15 protein-coding genes are annotated in these 16,158 nt (G+C 64.2%); 8 read left to right on the forward strand and 7 right to left on the reverse strand.

Going from position 1 to position 16,158, the window contains the following annotated elements; all coding sequences use genetic code 11:
* Positions 1-43: 43 nt before the first annotated feature.
* Positions 44-1,657 (reverse strand): ABC transporter substrate-binding protein, encoded by a 1,614-nt coding sequence (locus JQ586_RS10430; RefSeq protein ID WP_212394445.1) that lies wholly within the window; start codon positions 1,655-1,657, stop codon positions 44-46.
* A 435-nt stretch (positions 1,658-2,092) separates the two neighbouring features.
* Here JQ586_RS10430 and JQ586_RS10435 point away from each other — a divergent pair, with 435 nt between their 5' ends.
* Positions 2,093-2,392: an HU family DNA-binding protein gene (locus tag JQ586_RS10435; protein ID WP_066510502.1), complete on the forward strand. Its 300-nt coding sequence runs from the start codon at positions 2,093-2,095 to the stop codon at positions 2,390-2,392.
* A 73-nt stretch (positions 2,393-2,465) separates the two neighbouring features.
* Here the strand turns inward: JQ586_RS10435 and JQ586_RS10440 are convergent, their stop codons facing one another.
* Positions 2,466-3,245 carry an SDR family oxidoreductase gene (locus JQ586_RS10440; protein WP_212394446.1) on the reverse strand — a complete coding sequence of 260 codons (780 nt, stop codon included), beginning with the start codon at positions 3,243-3,245 and terminating at the stop codon, positions 2,466-2,468.
* 288 nt (positions 3,246-3,533) lie between these two features.
* A complete protein-coding gene (locus tag JQ586_RS10445) occupies positions 3,534-4,520 on the reverse strand; it encodes an ABC transporter substrate-binding protein (RefSeq protein WP_212394447.1) in 987 nt (328 codons plus the stop codon).
* Between the two features lie 472 nt (positions 4,521-4,992).
* On the opposite strand from JQ586_RS10445, the gene JQ586_RS10450 reads away from it, so the two are divergent.
* From JQ586_RS10450 to JQ586_RS10480, 7 genes are all read left to right on the forward strand, one after another.
* A complete protein-coding gene (locus JQ586_RS10450; protein WP_212394448.1) occupies positions 4,993-6,087 on the forward strand; it encodes an ABC transporter substrate-binding protein in 1,095 nt (364 codons plus the stop codon).
* On the forward strand, positions 6,065-7,078 hold the full coding sequence (locus tag JQ586_RS10455) for an ABC transporter permease (protein WP_212394449.1): 1,014 nt from the start codon (positions 6,065-6,067) through the stop codon (positions 7,076-7,078). Before JQ586_RS10450 ends, JQ586_RS10455 begins: the two co-directional genes overlap by 23 nt.
* A complete protein-coding gene (locus tag JQ586_RS10460) occupies positions 7,072-7,869 on the forward strand; it encodes an ABC transporter ATP-binding protein (RefSeq protein ID WP_212394450.1) in 798 nt (265 codons plus the stop codon). Before JQ586_RS10455 ends, JQ586_RS10460 begins: the two co-directional genes overlap by 7 nt.
* Positions 7,863-9,035, forward strand: a complete 1,173-nt coding sequence (locus JQ586_RS10465; protein ID WP_212394451.1) for an acyl-CoA dehydrogenase family protein — start codon at positions 7,863-7,865, stop codon at positions 9,033-9,035. Before JQ586_RS10460 ends, JQ586_RS10465 begins: the two co-directional genes overlap by 7 nt.
* A 33-nt stretch (positions 9,036-9,068) precedes the next feature.
* Positions 9,069-10,163 carry an LLM class flavin-dependent oxidoreductase gene (locus JQ586_RS10470; protein ID WP_212394452.1) on the forward strand — a complete coding sequence of 365 codons (1,095 nt, stop codon included), beginning with the start codon at positions 9,069-9,071 and terminating at the stop codon, positions 10,161-10,163.
* A 349-nt stretch (positions 10,164-10,512) separates the two neighbouring features.
* Positions 10,513-11,358: a CmcJ/NvfI family oxidoreductase gene (locus JQ586_RS10475; protein ID WP_212394453.1), complete on the forward strand. Its 846-nt coding sequence runs from the start codon at positions 10,513-10,515 to the stop codon at positions 11,356-11,358.
* Positions 11,359-11,639: 281 nt separating this feature from the next.
* A complete protein-coding gene (locus tag JQ586_RS10480) occupies positions 11,640-12,815 on the forward strand; it encodes an MFS transporter (protein WP_212394559.1) in 1,176 nt (391 codons plus the stop codon).
* Positions 12,816-12,914: 99 nt separating this feature from the next.
* Here JQ586_RS10480 and JQ586_RS10485 read toward each other — a convergent pair whose 3' ends face one another.
* The 4 genes from JQ586_RS10485 to JQ586_RS10500 are packed head-to-tail and all read right to left on the reverse strand — an operon-like array spanning position 12,915 to position 16,143.
* Positions 12,915-13,682, reverse strand: coding sequence for an anti-sigma factor (locus JQ586_RS10485; protein WP_212394454.1), 768 nt, complete (start codon positions 13,680-13,682; stop codon positions 12,915-12,917).
* Positions 13,679-14,209 carry an RNA polymerase sigma factor gene (locus JQ586_RS10490; RefSeq protein ID WP_212394455.1) on the reverse strand — a complete coding sequence of 177 codons (531 nt, stop codon included), beginning with the start codon at positions 14,207-14,209 and terminating at the stop codon, positions 13,679-13,681. Before JQ586_RS10490 ends, JQ586_RS10485 begins: the two co-directional genes overlap by 4 nt.
* Entirely contained in the window at positions 14,206-15,663 is a 1,458-nt protein-coding gene (locus JQ586_RS10495) for a YncE family protein (protein WP_212394456.1), read from the reverse strand. Before JQ586_RS10495 ends, JQ586_RS10490 begins: the two co-directional genes overlap by 4 nt.
* 12 nt (positions 15,664-15,675) lie before the next feature.
* Positions 15,676-16,143 carry a DUF305 domain-containing protein gene (locus JQ586_RS10500; protein ID WP_212394457.1) on the reverse strand — a complete coding sequence of 156 codons (468 nt, stop codon included), beginning with the start codon at positions 16,141-16,143 and terminating at the stop codon, positions 15,676-15,678.
* Between the last annotated feature and the right edge of the window lie 15 nt (positions 16,144-16,158).

Raw genomic sequence — 16,158 nt, forward strand, 5'->3', positions numbered from 1 at the left:
GGTGAGGGAGAAGTGGGCAGCGCTGCCCTGGATGCACGAAAGCTCACGCACTCAGCCAAAGATCGTGCCAGCTCGTCGAGCCCCAGCGCGGAGTGTTGGAGTGGTTGCGCGCTTTTGCCGTGATCACGGTGACGAAGATCTGCTCGATCGGCATCCAGACCGGCAGCTCGGTGTTCACCTCTTTGACGAACTCGGCATAGAGCGCCTTGCGCTTGACCGGATCGACTTCAGTGGCGGCATCGTCGATGGTCTTGTCGACAGCCTTGTCCTCCCAGCCCCACTGGTTGGTCCAGGGCGCGCCCTTGGGCTGGCCGGAGCGGTACCAGACTGTGGTCGAGACCGCGGGATCGTTGCGATACTGATGCCAGCCGGTGGCGAGATCGAAGGCATGATCGTCATAGACTTGTTTGAGGAAGCCGCCGCCATCATTACGCACGATATCGATCTGGATGCCGACCTCCGACAGCGACTGCTGGATGAAGGTCGACCACAGCGAGATGTCCTCGCCCCAGGGCGCCGGCAGCAGCTTCAGCGCGAACCGATTGCCGCCTGACGCCTTGAAGCCGGCTTCGTCCAGCAGCGCGATCGCCTTGGCCTTGTCGTAGGGATATTGCGGCGTGTCGGGGCCCGGATAGAAGTCAGTCGAGGTCGAGGGGATCGGCCCGGTGCCGAGCTTGGCGAAGTCGCCGAGGAAGTTGTCGATGAAGAACGGCACGTTGATCGCATGCGCGATGGCGCGGCGGACCCGGATGTCGGCGAGTTCCTTGCGGCGGAAGTTGAATTCGATGGTGTTGGTGCGGGCGTTGCCCTCATTGCCCTTGATCGAGACGATGAAGCGCTTGTCCTTGCCCAATCGCGCCATGTCGGAGATCGTCAACCCCGAGAACGGGCTGTAGTGCAACTCGCCGGCCTCCATCTGCGCGGCGGCGGCGGCGCGGTCGGTGATCACCTTCCAGACGATGCGGTCGAGATAGGGCGCGTTCGCCCGCCAATAATCCGGATTGCGGTCGGCGATGATGTATTGCCCGCGCTCGTATTTGACGAATTTGAACGGTCCGGTGCCGACCGGCGCCAGATTGACCGGGTTCTGCCTGATGTCGCCGCTCTCATAGAGATGCCTGGCCGAGACATAGCCGAGATCGGGCAGGGCACGAAGCAGCAGGTTCAGGGGCATCGGCCGCTCGTAGCGGAAGATCGCGGTCTGCGGATCGGGGGTGTCGACGGCGTTCAGGAACAGCTGCAAGGTCGATCCGTAGTTCAGGATCTTCTTCCACATGTTCATCGCGGTGAAGGCGACGTCGTCTGACGTGAACGGCTTGCCGTCGTGCCAGGTGATACCCTTGCGCAGCTTGAAGGTGACGGTCTTGCCATCAGGCGTCGCCTCCCAGCTCTCGGCGAGCACGCCGACCGGCTGGCCGTTGGCGTCGAGGTCGACCAGGTTCTCCTGGATCTTGCCGCCGATGATGTAGACCCCGGTCGAGGCCTGGATGCTCGGGTTGAGCTGGCGCTGCTCGGCGCCGTAATGGACGTTGAACACGCCGCCCTTGCGCGGGGTCTCCTGCGCGAAGGCCCGCATCGGATTGATGACGTTGGCCGCGATTGCGGCCGAGGTCAGAAGGGCCGTACGGCGGTTGATCTCGAGGCGGGACAAGTCCATTACGCGGGTCTCCAGGGCTCACATCAGGGGCATGCATTTGCCGGCCCGCGGGCAGGTCCCGGCGGGTCTCCCGGATGTTACGATGGAATGGCAACGCAGGCCATTTTGTAATGGATCGGGCTTTTGGAGGTTCATTTCCGAATCCAGAACTCGCATGTCGCAGGCATCATCAACGCGAAGCCGGACGGTCCGTTGGCATGGATCGACGGCTGAGAGAGGGCGAAGTGATTCTCCGCGAGGCGGGCTTGCAACCGCCTGAGCGAGCGCAAACCCTGTTATTTTAGGGGTCGGAAGCGCCTTGACTTGGAAAAACCCCGGAAAAATCGCTGATTCGGAGGCTGTCCACAGCGATATTGCTGTGGGGAGTGCAGAAAACCCTGTTTTTTTCGGTGTTTTCCGCCATATCGTGCCCACTCCAGAATCAATGGAGCAACCATGGCTACCCAATTGTCGAAGTCGCAAGTGATCGAGAAGATCGCGACCACCACCGAACTTTCCAAGCGCGACGTCAAGAACGTGTTGGACACGCTCGTCGATGTCGGCCACAAGGAGCTGAAGAAGGCCGGGGTGTTCCTCGTCCCCGGCTTCGCCAAGTTCGTCGTGGTCAAGAAGCCTGCGACCAAGGCGCGCAAGGGCACCAACCCCTTCACGGGCGAAGAGATGATGTTCAAGGCCAAGCCGGCCCGGAAGATCGTCCGCGCACGGCCGGTCAAGGCCGCCAAGGACGCGGTTTAAGGATAGAAAGGCCTCCGGTGACGGAGGCCTTTTGCTTTGGAGCCGATGTTTCCTGCTCCAGGTTGCCAGCGCTCTAAACCACCGGCGATCGGCCGCCATCGACATTGATGGCGGTGCCGGTGATGTAGGAGCCCTGCTCGGAGGCGAGGAAGCAGGCGAGGTTGGCGAACTCCTCCGCTGTCCCGATGCGTCCGAGCGGCGTGCCCTTGGCGAGGCCCTTGGCGAATTCCGCGAAATCCATGCTCGGTGATTGGGCGGCGTGACGCTTGACCCATTGATCGCTCATGATCAGGCCAACCAAGAGCGCATTCACCAGGATGTTGTGCTCGCCGCCTTCGTTGGCCATGACCTTGGTCAGCGCCATGCCGGCGGCGCGCGACACCGAGGTCGGCGCCGAGTGGCCGGCCGGCGCTTTCGCGAAGGTGTTGAGCACGTTGATGATGCGTCCCCACTTGCGCTGCTTCATGCCGCCCCAGACCAGCCGGCTGAAGCGGATCGCCGCGAACAGCTTCAGATCGAAATCCTCCTGCCAGGCTTCGTCGCTGATATCCTCAAATGCCAGCGTGCGCGCCGTTCCGGCATTATTGACGAGAACGTCGATCTTGCCGAAATCGGCGATGATCCGCTCATGGGCCCTGGTGATGTCGGCCGCCCTGGAGACGTCGCAGACGTAATCGCGGACCACGAGCCCGTCTTTCGCCAGCGCCTCGCGTGCCGCGGCGAGGTCAGCCGCGCCGCGGGCAAGAATCGCCACCCTGGCGCCGGACTCGGCAAACCGGCGCGCCACCGCGATCCCGATGCCCTTGCTGCCGCCCGTCACCACAGCGACGCGGTCCTTCATTGTGAGGTTCATTGCTGTTCTCCCTGGAATGGTCCCTGCGGGAGAAAGCTATCAAACCGCCAGAACGACCAACAAGGTCATGCAGAGCAGGTGTGCTGCGACGATCAGTAAGAGGTGGAGCGGGCCGGACATCGGATCTCCTATGCGTGCGTGCGGCCGGCAGGGCTCTTTGGCTCTCCCTGAAGGGGGCGGGGGTGGGGGTCATGCTGCAACGGCAGTGTCCGCGGAGACAGGATCCCCACCCGGCTTGCGCGGTCCGCGCAACCTTTCTTTTTGCAAGGGGAGGCGAAGACCGAGCGGTCAGTTCAAACTCGCGCTCGCCGTAAAACTGCGATCGACCGCCTTGCTCACGTCGAGCGTCTTCGACAGGATGCCGTAACGCGTGGCCCGGTCGGACGCTGCCTGCACCTCCTTCACCACGGCCTCGTCGATCGCAATCGGGCTGGTCTTCTGTGCGGTATAGGCGGCGAGCAGCACGTCTTCGGGCAGCCTTGTCAGCTCGGCCGTGCTTCTGGCGTAGTCGGCGAGATGGTCGAGCGACCACAGCCGCGCCTTGTTCAACCGCTGCACCAGATCCTGCACGGCGGCGCGCTTGCTCGCGATCGCGTTGTCGGAGGCGACGATGAAGGTGACGGTCGGCGTCAGGCCCTCGCCGTTGGCGACGACACGCGCGTTGTCCTTGAGCGTTGCGTAGGAGACGTAGGGCTCCCACACCGCCCAGGCATCGATCGATCCGGCAAGCAGCGCGATCTTGGCATCGACCGGGCCGAGCGGCGCGAAGGTCGCGTCCTCGATCCCGTTGCCGGCCTTCTCCAGCGTGGCATCGATCAGGAACTGGCCCCAGCCGCCGCGGGTGCCGGAAAGCCGCTTGCCCCTGAGATCGGCCGCGGTCTTGATCGGCGAATCCGCACGCACCAGGATCGCCTGCGTTTTTGCGTCGGCGCGGGTGCCGCCGATCGCCTTGATCGGCGCGCCGGCGGCATAGACCGAGAGGAAGGCGAGATCGCCAGTATAGCCGACGTCGAGCGCGCCGGCGTTCAGCGCTTCGAGGATCGGGGCGGCTGCCGGGAATTCCGACCATTCGATCTTGTAGGGCAAGTCTTTCGCGAGACCTGAAATCTCCAGCAGCGAGCGGTTGCCGCCCTTCTGGTCGCCGACTTTCAGCACGACCGCATCAGCGGCGAGGGCGGCGGCCGACATCGATAGCGTGATCGCCGCCGCGATCAACGCAGCCGCGGTGCGGCGGGTGAGGGAACGGGGAGTGCCCGAGCGGGTCAGTTTGCGCATGCCGATTTTCTTTCTCTTTCATTCGCCGATCGTCGGAAGCACGTCGGTGTTTGACCAAGTCTATGGGCAAGACGTCGGCGGTCAACGAAACGGAAAACTGAATTCACGGGCCGTACTGCAAGGATGATCTCGTCAAGCGGTGCGTTCGTAGAAAACGTCGTGCAGACCATGTCGAAACGCTCAAAGTTGATGCAATCGACAACTCGGCGTCAGGCCTCCAGACGGAAACAGCGGCAAAAATCCTTTCGTCGTTGCATGATGCGATCGTGGAGAGATCAGCTGTCCCGCCGACAACATTCGAAATTCCATTTCATTGACGACGACGCACTCGCACCGCATCATTTGCGCGTTGCTTTGAGGGCAATAGCGCCGGAGAAATCCGCTTTTCCCAGACCAAGGGCTTCGAACGTTCGATGCGCAAGCGATGACGGTTGCGTGAGCGGCGGAGCCTTGCAGAAATGCAGGAGTGATAATGTCGACGGACGACAAGAAGACGGCGATGAATCGCCGCACCTTGCTGCGCGCAGGCGCCGCCGCGGCGTTCGTGGCGCCCATCGGAGCGTTTGGCGCGCAGGCCTTCGCACCGCCCATGATTGCGCCCGCAATCGACCTCTCGGAATTCCCGATCTGCAAGACGGCATCCGATGCGCCGCCGCTGACGGGCGCTCCGCGCAAGCTGAAACTGTCGTGGAATGCAGGCGCGGTCTGCCTCGCGCCGCTGCCGGTCGCAATCGACTACGGCTTCTTCCACAGGCAGAACCTCGACGTCGAGTTGGTCAACTACTCCGGTTCGACTGACCAATTGCTGGAGGCGATCGCCACCGGCAAGAGCGACGCCGGGCTCGGAATGGCGCTGCGCTGGCTGAAGCCGCTGGAGCAGGGCTTTGACGTCAAGATCGCGGCCGGCACCCATGGCGGCTGCATGCGGGTGCTGACCCGCGAATGGTCCGGCGTCGACAAGCTCGCCGACCTCAAGGGCAAGATCGTTGCGGTCGGCGACCTCGCCGGACCCGACAAGAACTTCTTCTCGATCCAGCTTTCCAAGCTGGGCATCGATCCAGTCAGGGATGTCGACTGGCGCGCCTATCCGGGCAATCTGCTCAACGTCGCAGTCGAGAAGGGCGAGGTGCAGGCCTTCCTGTCGTCGGATCCGCTGGCCTATCTCTGGCTCAAGGATGTCAAGTACAAGGAGGTCGCCTCCAACCTCGATGGCGAATATCGCGACAAGAGCTGCTGCATCGTGGGCCTGCGCGGCAGCCTGGTGCGGGAGGAGCCGCAGGTCGCGCGCGCCATCACGCAGGCGCTGCTCGATGCGGCGATGTTCACCTCGCAGAACCCGGAAAAGGCCGCGAAATCGTTCCAGCCCTACGCGCCGAAGGCGGCAAGCCTCGCCGACCTCGAGGCGATGGCGCGCTACCACACTCATCACCATCACCCCACCGGCGAGGTGCTCAAGCGCGAGCTGAAGGCCTATGCCGACGACCTCAAGACGGTCGCGGTGTTCAAGCAGAGTACCGATACAACGAAATTCGCGGAGCGGATCTATGTCGACGTATTCAGTGTCTGACTCGACGGCGGCCGCGCCACGCGCCGCGGTGGCGTTCGCAAATCCCTCGGGCAGCTATGGCGTCGGCCTCGCGGCAAGCCTCGCCTGGCTTGCCTTCGGGCTGTCATGCCTCGCTTGGCCCGATGTCGGTGATTGGTCGCGGACGGACTCGCTCGGTATCGGAGCCATCGTCATCGCCGCCTGCGTGCTGTTCGGCACCTTCGGCGCCGACTATCTCGGCGGCGCGGGCGAAGGTCTGCGCAAGCGTGCGCCCTGGCTCGTCGCGCTCGGAGCGCTCTTCACGTTGTGGGAAGTCGCGACCGCAAAGTTCGCCTGGCTGCCGCTGCCGTTCTTCCCGCCGCCGCAGGCGATCCTCGAGGTCTACACCGACGATTTGCCGAAGCTGCTCGACAGCGTGTTCGCATCGATCAAGCTACAGCTCGGCGGCTACCTGATCGGGGCCGCCGTCGGCTTCCTGACCGGCGTTTCGATCGGCTGGTCGCAGAAGGTAGGTTACTGGGTGCACCCGGTGCTGCGCTTCATCGGACCGCTGCCGGCGACCGCCTGGCTGCCGATCGCCTTCTTCACCTTCCCGTCGAGCTGGAGCGCATCGACTTTCCTGATCGCGCTCGCCACCGGCTTTCCGGTGACGGTTCTGACCTGGTCGGGCGTTGCAAGCGTGAGCAGCGCCTATTACGACGTCGCGCGCACGCTGGGGGCAAAACCCTCGTTCCTGGTTCTGAAGGTCGCGATTCCGGCGGCGTTGCCGCATGTGTTCGTCGGCCTGTTCATGGGGCTCGGCTCATCCTTTGCCGTGCTCGTCGTTGCAGAGATGATCGGCGTCAAGGCGGGGCTCGGCTGGTATCTGCAATGGGCGCAGGGCTGGGCGGCCTATGCCAACATGTATGCCGCGCTGATCGTGATGTCGCTGCTCTGCTCGGGCGCGATTACGCTGCTGTTCCGCACCCGCGACCGTCTCCTGGTCTGGCAGAAGGGCGTCGTCAAATGGTAACGCAGGCAACGACCGAGGCGATCGTCTATCCTGCCGTCGGCGCCGAGCTCGATATCGAGGGCGTCAGCCATGCCTTCGACATCGACGGCGCCACGCTTCCGGTGCTCGACAATGTGAATCTCGCGATCGCGCCGGGCGAGTTCGTCGCGCTGCTCGGTCCATCCGGCTGCGGCAAGTCGACCTTGCTGCGGCTTGTCGCCGGGCTGGAGAAGCCGCGCGGCGGTACGTTGCGCGAGGATGAGATCCGCATCACGGGTCCGCATCCGTCGCGCGTCGTCGTGTTCCAGGATCCGACGCTGTTTCCGTGGCGCACGGTATGGGACAATGTTGCGCTCGGGCTGGAGGCTCAGGGCATTCTCAAGACGCAGCGGCATCGGGTCGATGCGGTGATCGATCTGGTCGGGCTGACGTCGTTCCGCAACGCCTATCCGCATCAACTCTCCGGCGGCATGGCGCAACGCGTGGCGCTGGCGCGAGCGCTGGTGAACGATCCGAAGATCCTGGTGCTCGACGAGCCGCTCGGCAAACTCGACTCGCTGACCCGGATCGCGATGCAGTCGGAGCTGACAGCCCTATGGCAGCGCAAGGGCTTCAGCACGCTGCTCGTCACCCACGACGTCGAGGAGGCGCTGGTGCTCGCCAATCGCGTCATTGTGCTCTCCGACCGCCCGGCCAGGATCAAGGCCGACATTGCTGTCGCACGGCCCTATCCGCGGCACCGTGGCGATCCCTATCTTGCGGAGCTCCGCAAGCAGATCCTCGGCCTGCTCGGACTGGAGGCGACATGGTGACGACGGCAATCAAGGAGCGGCCGCAGGTGAGCGAGCCTGCTTATATCGCGCGCGCCTTGCAGCTCGCCGATGTGTTTGTCGCGCGTGCGCCCGCGCACGACCGCGACGCCAGCTTCCCGTTCGAGAATTTCGCCGACCTGTCGCGCGAAGGCCTGCTGGCGCTGACCGTGCCGGCGGCGCTCGGCGGGTTGGGGACGGGGGCGCGCGATGCCGCGCGGGTGCTCGGCATCATCGGCAAGGCCGACCCGTCGACCGCGCTGGTGCTGTCGATGCATTACATCCAGCATCTGGTGATGGCGCGAAGTGCGCGCTGGCCCGGGCGTCTGGCGCGCAAGCTCGCAAGGGAGACGGTCGAGGGCGTGGCGCTGGTCAACGCGCTCCGCGTCGAGCCCGAGCTCGGCTCGCCCGCGCGCGGCGGCCTGCCTGCCACGATCGCGCGGCGAACCGAAACCGGCTGGCGGCTCACCGGCCGCAAGATCTATTCGACCGGCGCGCCGATCCTGAAATGGTACGCGGTCTGGGCCAGGACGGATGAGGCCGAGACCCGCGTCGGGTTGTTTCTGGTCCCGGCCGGGCTGCCGGGCACTGCGATCATCGAGACCTGGGATCATCTCGGCCTGCGTGCCAGCGGCAGCCATACCGTGGTGTTTGAGGACGTGGTGTTTCCGCTGGACTACGAGATCGATGTTCGCAAGCCGGACGACTGGAAGGTTCCGGATTTCACCCAGGGAACCGTGCATGCGATCTTTGTCGCCGCGATCTATGACGGCATCGCCCGCGCGGCGCGCGACTGGCTGGTTACATTCCTGAAGCAGCGGGTACCAGCCAACCTCGGCGCGCCGCTGGCGACATTGCCGCGTGTCCAGGAGGTGGTCGGCCACATTGAGGCGCGGCTCGCCGTCAATGCCCGGCTGATCGACAGCTTCGCGTCCGATTTCGACGACGGCTTCCAGCTGACCGCGATCGAGTCTAACATCATCAAGCTGACGGTGACAAACAATGCCGTCAAAGCGGTGGAGGATGCCTTGTCGCTGGCCAGCAATCACGGTCTGTCGCGAACCAATCCGCTGGAACGGCACTATCGCGATGTGCTGTGCGGCCGGGTTCACACCCCCCAGGACGATGCCACCCGTATCTCCGCCGGACGTCTCGCGCTGGGCGTCTGAAAACAACAGCCAACGAAAATCGGAGTTCTCATCATGCCGGTCGAGTTCATCGGCTTCATCACCAACAACAATGCCTCCGAGACCATCGTCAGGTCAGGCCCGGTGCTCGATCCGCCTTACATCGAGACGGTTGCCAAGGCGCATGAGCTTGCTGGCTTTGACCGCGCGCTGCTGGCGTTCCACTCCACCACGCCCGATGCGCTGCAGGTCGCCCAGCATGTGCTGACCATCACCAAGACGCTGAAGGTGATGATCGCGCAGCGCCCGGGTTTCACCGCGCCGACGCTTCTGGCGCGCCAGCTTGCGACGCTCGACCAGTTCTATGGCGGGCGCGTCTCGCTCCACGTCATCACCGGCGGCAATGCCATCGAGCTGCGCCAGGACGGCAACACGCTCGACGACAAGGATGAGCGCTACGCCCGCACCAACGAATTCCTCGATGTGGTGAAGCTGGAATGGACCAGCGAGAAGCCGTTCAACTACAGCGGCAAGTACTACAATGTCGAGAACGGCTTCTCCCAGGTGAAGCCGCTGCAGAAGGGTGGGATCTACACATTCGTCGGCGGCGGCTCGGATGCCGCGATCGAGGTCGCGGGCAAGCACGCCGACACCTTCGCGCTGTGGGGCGAATCCTATGCGCAGGTGCGCGATGTCACCACGCGCGTGCGTGCGGCCGCCGCCAGATGCGGCCGGCCGACGCCGCGTTTCAGCCTCTCGGTTCGTCCGATCCTCGCCGAAACCGAGGAGAAGGCGTGGAAGAAGGCCGATGCGATCCTGGAGCGCGCCACCGCGCTGCAGGACCAGACCGGTTACCGCCGGCCCAATCACGCGACCGACGGTGCCAAGCGGCTGCTGGCCCTTGCCGACCAGGGCGCACGCATCGACAAGCGGCTGTGGACCGAGGTCGCCAAGCTCACCGGCGCAAACAGCAACACCACCGCGCTGGTCGGGACGCCCGAGCAGGTCGCCGAGGTGTTCGGCGACTATTACGATCTCGGTGTCAGCCACTTCCTGATCCGCGGCTTCGATCCGCTGGTCGACGCCATCGACTATGGCCGCGCGCTGATTCCGCTGACGCGCAACCTGATCGCTGCACGCGACGAGCAGCGGGGCATTGCCGCGGAGTGATCCGTCTCGTCGTCGCACCGGCGCTGGCGCTAGCCGGTATCGATATCGCAGCCGTGCAGACGGTCCTGCGCGTCGGGCTGTAAGCTGAGTAGGTCACCGCATAGGCGTTCGCTCCCTCTCCCGCTTGCGGGGGGGGGGGAAGCAGGCTCGCGGTTGGATTGTTCGAGGCAGCCGCTAACGAAACCGTGATCCCGAAGATATTCGTTCGTTGCGCGATCCCCACCCGGCAAGGATTTTCCCCAACTAGTGCCTGCGGGAACCACAACGTTGCTATTTTCGCCAAGCCCTTGCCGGCTCTTCCCGCGCCGCCAAGATCAAAACAACGAACAATCGAGTCCGGGAGATCACCGTGGGCCTTCAACAAACTCGTATCGAGTCGCTGCCGTTCGTTACCGCTGAACTCAACTATCTCGCGCCGACGCCGGGCAAGCCCCGGACCTATGCCTTCGATCCGCCGCCCGGCGAACCGAAATCAACCGCGCTGCCTGAGCCGCACAACGTTCCGATCTTCGACGGCCGCCTGATCGCGGACCACTTCTCGCTCGATCGCGAGGGCTTTGCGCTGGTCAGGCATCCGACCGTGATGAAGGACTTCTACGACGACAAGGAACTGCGCAGCGTGTACTACCCGGCCGTCGAAGCCTTCCTGAAAGCAACGCTGAAGGCCGACCGTGTCGTCATCTTCGATCACACCGTGCGCAAGCGCGTCGACGGTGCCGCCGATGTCAGAGGTGCCGGGCCGCGTCAGCCTGCCACTCGTGTCCATGTCGACCAGACCGACGTCTCCGGCCGCAACCGCGTGTTCGAGCATCTGCCCGACGAGGCCGAGGAGCTTGTGAAGGGCCGCGTCCAAGTGATCAATCTGTGGCGCCCGATCCGCGGTCCGCTGCGCGATTCACCGCTTGCGATGGCCGACGGAACCACAGTGGCATCAGAGGACCTGATTGCCTCCGACCTGATCTATCCGAACCGCAGCGGCGAGACCTATTCGGTGAAGTACAACCCGAACCACCGCTGGTTCTATATTCCGGAGATGACGCCGGACGAGGCGATCCTGCTGAAATGCTACGACTCAGCGACCGACGGCCGCACCCGCTTCGGGCCGCACACCGCCTTCGTCGATCCGACCACGCCCGCGGATGCTGCCCCGCGGGAAAGCATTGAGCTCCGCACGTTGGTGTTTCACAAACAGTAAAGTGGTCTCGCCCCGCTTGCGGGGGGAACTCGGATCACATCGCAAGATGCGATCCGGGTGAGGGGGGTAGGTCTCACCATGCCCGTAACTCGCGGAAGCTGCCCCTCGCCCGCCCCTTTCCCCTTGAAGAACGGGCAGTGGGCGTAACTGGTTGGCACTAACTCCCCAATAATGTTACGCCGTCCGAAAAGCGCTCGGGAAAGAGGCGATTCGTGGACGGCGTGGTGGCGACTGAAGAGGCAGGCATCGGTTTCCGCGCACTGGTTCTTGCGCTTCTGGCAATGGCCTGCGGCCATATGCTGTCGACCCTGCTGCGGACCATCCCGGCGATCAGCCTCGATCTGATGGCGCATGATTTCGGCACCTCGCCTCAGGCGCTCGCGAGCCTCACCTCGATCTACCACTTCTCCTTTGCCGCCTCACAGGTGCCGGTCGGCGCCGCGATGGACCGCTTCGGCGTGCGTCCGGTGTCGCTGAGCCTGCTCGCCGGAACCGTGATCGGAACGCTGGTCTCGGCGCTCGCGATCGGGCCTGCGACCTTCGTGCTCGGACAATTTCTGCTCGGAGTCGCCACCTCGGGCATGCTGATGTGCCCGATGACGCTCGCGGCCAAGCAGATGTCGGCGGCGAAGTTCGGCCTGTGGTCCGGCATGATCCTCTCGATCGGCAATATCGGCATGCTGCTGTCGTCGAGCCCGCTGGCCTTCGTGGTCGATCAGTTCGGCTGGCGTGCCGGCTTCTGGTTATCGGCCGGCTTCGGCATCGCGGTGCTGATCGCGGTGTTCTTGCTGGTGCCGCGGCAGCCGGCGGCACATGCCGACGATTCCTCGCCGCTGCACCAGATGGTCGAGGTGCTGCGGCTCGGCCTGTCGCGCGGGCTGCGCGGCCTGATCGCGCTGTCGCTGGTCTCGCTCGGCGCCTCGCTGGCGCTGCGTGGCCTCTGGGGCGGGCCATGGCTGATGGACGTGAAGGCGCTGAGCCGCATCGAGGCCGGCAATGTGCTCGGCCTGTTCACGCTGGCGATGATCGTGGGGCCGATCTGCATCGGCGCGTTCGACCGCAGGTTCGGGCATCGCCGCACCGTGGTCGCGGCCGCGCATGCGCTTGCCGCGCTCCTGCTTGCGCTGATGGCGGCGGGCGCGCCGCATTTTCCGGTCTCGAAACTCGTCGGTGTCGCGGTGATGCCGTCGCAATATGATCTGGTGCTGCTGATCCTGATCGGCTTCGTCACCTCGGCACAGCCGCTGCTCTTCGGCATGACCCGGCAGCTCGTCGACGCCCAGAACACCGGCAAGGCGCTGTCGGCGGTCAACCTTGCCTTCTTCCTCGGCGCAGCCCTTATGCAGTCGACCACCGCCGGCGTCGCGGCACTGTTCGGCTTGCCCGCAGTGTTGTTGTTCATGGCCGGCGCGCTGGTGATCGGGACGGCGCTGTTCCTAATCTATACGCGCGCCTAGAGCGTTTTCGAGCGAAGTGGATACCGGTTCGCGTGAAGAAAACGCGTCAAAACAAGAATCTAGGGCTTCGGTTCTGATTCAATCAGAACCGAAAATGCTCTAGATCGACCGCGCCTGCTTGCGGACCTCGTTGGCGAGCGGTCTCAGGGATTCCGCTGCGCCATGCCCGACGAGGCTGTAGCCCATGCCGCCGTCGGCCCAGGAGAAGCCGCCGACGTCGCCGCCCGCAAGCGGCGCCATCGGTGCGTTCTGGTCCGATGTCATCGGGCGCGTCAGCACAACGAGTCGCTCGCCATGGTCGTCGTCATACATGAACATGGCCGCCGGACCGTGCGCCGTCGGCACCACCCGTCCGCCCATGAGACGGTATCCTGACTTTGACAGGTCCGGAAGCTTGACCGGCTGACGCAACTGGCTGGAGACCCACTGCACGAGTTCGGTGCTGTCGCGCAACTCGACCGGCCGGATGTGATCGGAGGCGTACACCCGGTAGGATTCGCTTGCTTCCTGGGCAAGCGCGGTAAGCCCGCTCGTCGAGACCTGTGTCGCGCCACGGATCACCCATCCGCTGAGGCCGCCGATCGAGAGCAGCAGCATCGCCGCGATCGCCCAGCGAAATGCTGGCGGGCGAGGGCGGCGCTGGCTCTCAATGATCCTGGCAAGATTGAGCTGCGGTGGCAGCGGCTCCTCGGCGATTGGCAACAGCGCCGACCGCAACAGGTCGCGCTGGTCGGAAAACGCAGCGATACGTTTGGCCACGTCGGAATGTTTTTCCAGATAGGCGACGACCTCGGCTTCGCGTTCGGGCTCGAGCGCCCGGTCGACATAGGCGTGCAGATCGTCTTCAGTGATGGGGCGATTGCTCATGAATTCTTCCGCAACTGCACTACGTTTCCTGACGGTTTGGCCGAGGAGCTTTCGAGCTCCTGCTGCAGTCTCTCGCGCGCCCGGGACAGACGCGACATGACTGTGCCGATCGGGATGTTGAGCACTCGGGCGGCCTCTGCATAACTCAGGTCCTCGACGGCAATCAGCAGCAGCACGGCGCGTTGCTCATCCGGGAGCCTGGCGAGCTTCCCGATCACCTCCTGACACATCAGTTTCTGTTCCTGCGCCGCGTTCTGCCCGATCTCGTGGTCGGGCACCTCGTCGATCGTGACGTGCTGGCCGCGCGTGGCGGTACGGCGAAACTGGCTGACGGCGAGGTTGTGCAGGATCGCGAACAGCCATGGTCGTGGATTGCCGTCGTCGTGACGCTGCTCCCAGTGACGGACCGCGCGCTCCAGGCAGTCCTGCACCAGATCGTCGGCGGCCGCGTAGTTGCGGACCAGCGAGCGCGCATAACGGCGCAGCGCTGGAATCACCGGTTCGATCTGGTGCAGCATGTCGTTCATGGCGTCTGCACCTGCATGACCGCGCCAAGCTTCGACGGTTCGCCGGCAGTGACGACGAGATAGCGCCGCTCGGCCTTGCCTGAGCCTTGCACGATTTGCCGGATCGGGCCAGTCGCTTCGACGATGGCCGAACCGGCGGGGTTGGTCATGAAGGCTGCAAGCGGCTCGACCGCACCGTGGCCGTCGGCGTGGTCCGCCAGCGCAAGCACATATCGCTGCTTCGGCTCGAGACCGGTCACGGACGCCTGCAGGACCTGGATCAGCCCTTGATCGAACAGCGATACGCTGGTCGGCGGCTTCTCGCCCTTCGCCGGGTTTTTCGGTGCCAGCGCGAGATGGGCGACCTGACCGGCGACGCCGAGGCTTTGCAGGTTCGCCCGGTCGTCCGGGTTGGGAGCGGCACCCGGCACGTAGGCAATCGCTTGCGGTGCCTGGCCGATCGGGATGTTGGCGATCACCTTGTTGGTCGCGGTATCGATCGCGGCGAGCGCGTCGGCATTTTCCAGCCCGACATAGATCCGCGTGCCGTCGCCGGACGGCCAGACGCCATGCGGAAGGTTGCCGACCGGAATGGTGGCGACCTCCGAGAAGTCGTCGGTCCGGTACACCTTGACCTCGCTGGTACCGCCGATGGTGATGTAAGCGAAGGTCCCCTTGGCCGTGACGGCGAAATTGACGTGGTTGGTGATCGGGCCGGTGTCGATGGTCTTGATCAGGGTGAACGGCGGCTTGGCGTTGAACACCTGCGTCCTGCCGACATCCTTCAGCGTGAACCACACCTGCTCGCCATCGGGCGTCGCCGCGATGTTCGGGCAGAAGGGGCTTTCCTGCTTCACCTTCGCAACGATCCGATGGTCGGCGACGTCGACCACGTCGGTCTCCGGATTGAACGACGAGCAGATGTAGCCGTATTTTCCGTCGGGAGAGAAGATCTGCATGCCGGGCCCGGCAGGCACCTCGATACGCATCGTTTCCTTGAAGCTTTGCGCATCGATGACGGAGATATAGTTCTCGCCGCGAACGGTGACCCAGAGCTCCTTGCCATCGGGTGTGAAGAACGCCTCATGCGGCGAGCGGCCGACATAGGTGGTGTGCTTCACCGCGTTGGTCGCAGTATCGATGAAGGTCACTGAATTCGAACCGATCGAGACGATGGCGATCGTGCGGTGGTCGGGCGAATAGCCCATGCCGTGGACCAGCACCTGCCCCTTGTAGAGCGGGCTGAAATTGCCGGGTTGCGGATCGCCCAGCCGGATCACGCCGAGCAGCTTGTTGTCGACGGGATCGGTGACGGAGACCGTGTTGGAGAACTGCTCGGCGGCATAGACACGATCGTGATGGCTGATCGGAATATCAGGCGCGGACGCTGCACCGGGCGCCTGGCCGGCGAACGCGGAGCTCGACATCACAACCACTGATGTGGCCAGCAGAGTCTTCAGGAATTGGCGGTTCATTGCTTCGGATTCCTACTTCTTCATTTCATGGGACATGTTCATGTGGTCGCGAGCGGTCGTAGCTGCGGGAGCGGGCTGCGTCGGGGCGGGAGCAGATGCCGTGACCGGCTCGCCGATCGCGAGTTTCATGGCGTCGATCTCCTGCTGCTGGTCGACGATGATCTCCTGCGCGATGCGACGCAGCTGCTCGTTCTTGCCGTAGCGAAGCTCGATCACGGCCATGTCGATCGCGCCCTGGTGATGCGGCGTCATCATCGCGACGAAGTCACGATCGACATCGCCGCTCGGCCTTGCCGCCATGTCGTTCATCATCTTGGTCATCGCGGCGTCGTTTTCGGCGAGGAAGGCGCTCTCTTCGGCCGTCTGCGCCGGCTGATGCGCTTCTTGCGCAAGCACGGTCGAGGAGGCCGCAAAGGCGAGCAGCACGCGCATGCCGAGCAGGGCGGCACCGAGACCGGGTCTGAAGGATCGCAGTATCATGACATTCACCCTGTG

Source organism: Bradyrhizobium jicamae, assembly GCF_018130215.1.
Classification (GTDB): domain Bacteria; phylum Pseudomonadota; class Alphaproteobacteria; order Rhizobiales; family Xanthobacteraceae; genus Bradyrhizobium; species Bradyrhizobium jicamae_A.

Excerpts from the sequence above, each read along its gene's own strand:
- JQ586_RS10430 (WP_212394445.1), bottom strand. The coding sequence starts at position 1,657 with ATGGACTTGTCCCGCCTCGAGATCAACCGCCGTACGGCCCTTCTGACC.
- JQ586_RS10470 (WP_212394452.1), top strand. The coding sequence starts at position 9,069 with ATGCCGGTCGAGTTCATCGGCTTCATCACCAACAACAATGCCTCCGAG.
- JQ586_RS10435 (WP_066510502.1), top strand. The coding sequence starts at position 2,093 with ATGGCTACCCAATTGTCGAAGTCGCAAGTGATCGAGAAGATCGCGACC.
- JQ586_RS10495 (WP_212394456.1), bottom strand. The coding sequence starts at position 15,663 with ATGAACCGCCAATTCCTGAAGACTCTGCTGGCCACATCAGTGGTTGTG.
- JQ586_RS10450 (WP_212394448.1), top strand. The coding sequence starts at position 4,993 with ATGTCGACGGACGACAAGAAGACGGCGATGAATCGCCGCACCTTGCTG.
- JQ586_RS10480 (WP_212394559.1), top strand. The coding sequence starts at position 11,640 with ATGGCCTGCGGCCATATGCTGTCGACCCTGCTGCGGACCATCCCGGCG.
- JQ586_RS10440 (WP_212394446.1), bottom strand. The coding sequence starts at position 3,245 with ATGAACCTCACAATGAAGGACCGCGTCGCTGTGGTGACGGGCGGCAGC.
- JQ586_RS10460 (WP_212394450.1), top strand. The coding sequence starts at position 7,072 with ATGGTAACGCAGGCAACGACCGAGGCGATCGTCTATCCTGCCGTCGGC.
- JQ586_RS10485 (WP_212394454.1), bottom strand. The coding sequence starts at position 13,682 with ATGAGCAATCGCCCCATCACTGAAGACGATCTGCACGCCTATGTCGAC.
- JQ586_RS10465 (WP_212394451.1), top strand. The coding sequence starts at position 7,863 with ATGGTGACGACGGCAATCAAGGAGCGGCCGCAGGTGAGCGAGCCTGCT.
- JQ586_RS10500 (WP_212394457.1), bottom strand. The coding sequence starts at position 16,143 with ATGATACTGCGATCCTTCAGACCCGGTCTCGGTGCCGCCCTGCTCGGC.
- JQ586_RS10490 (WP_212394455.1), bottom strand. The coding sequence starts at position 14,209 with ATGAACGACATGCTGCACCAGATCGAACCGGTGATTCCAGCGCTGCGC.
- JQ586_RS10445 (WP_212394447.1), bottom strand. The coding sequence starts at position 4,520 with ATGCGCAAACTGACCCGCTCGGGCACTCCCCGTTCCCTCACCCGCCGC.
- JQ586_RS10455 (WP_212394449.1), top strand. The coding sequence starts at position 6,065 with ATGTCGACGTATTCAGTGTCTGACTCGACGGCGGCCGCGCCACGCGCC.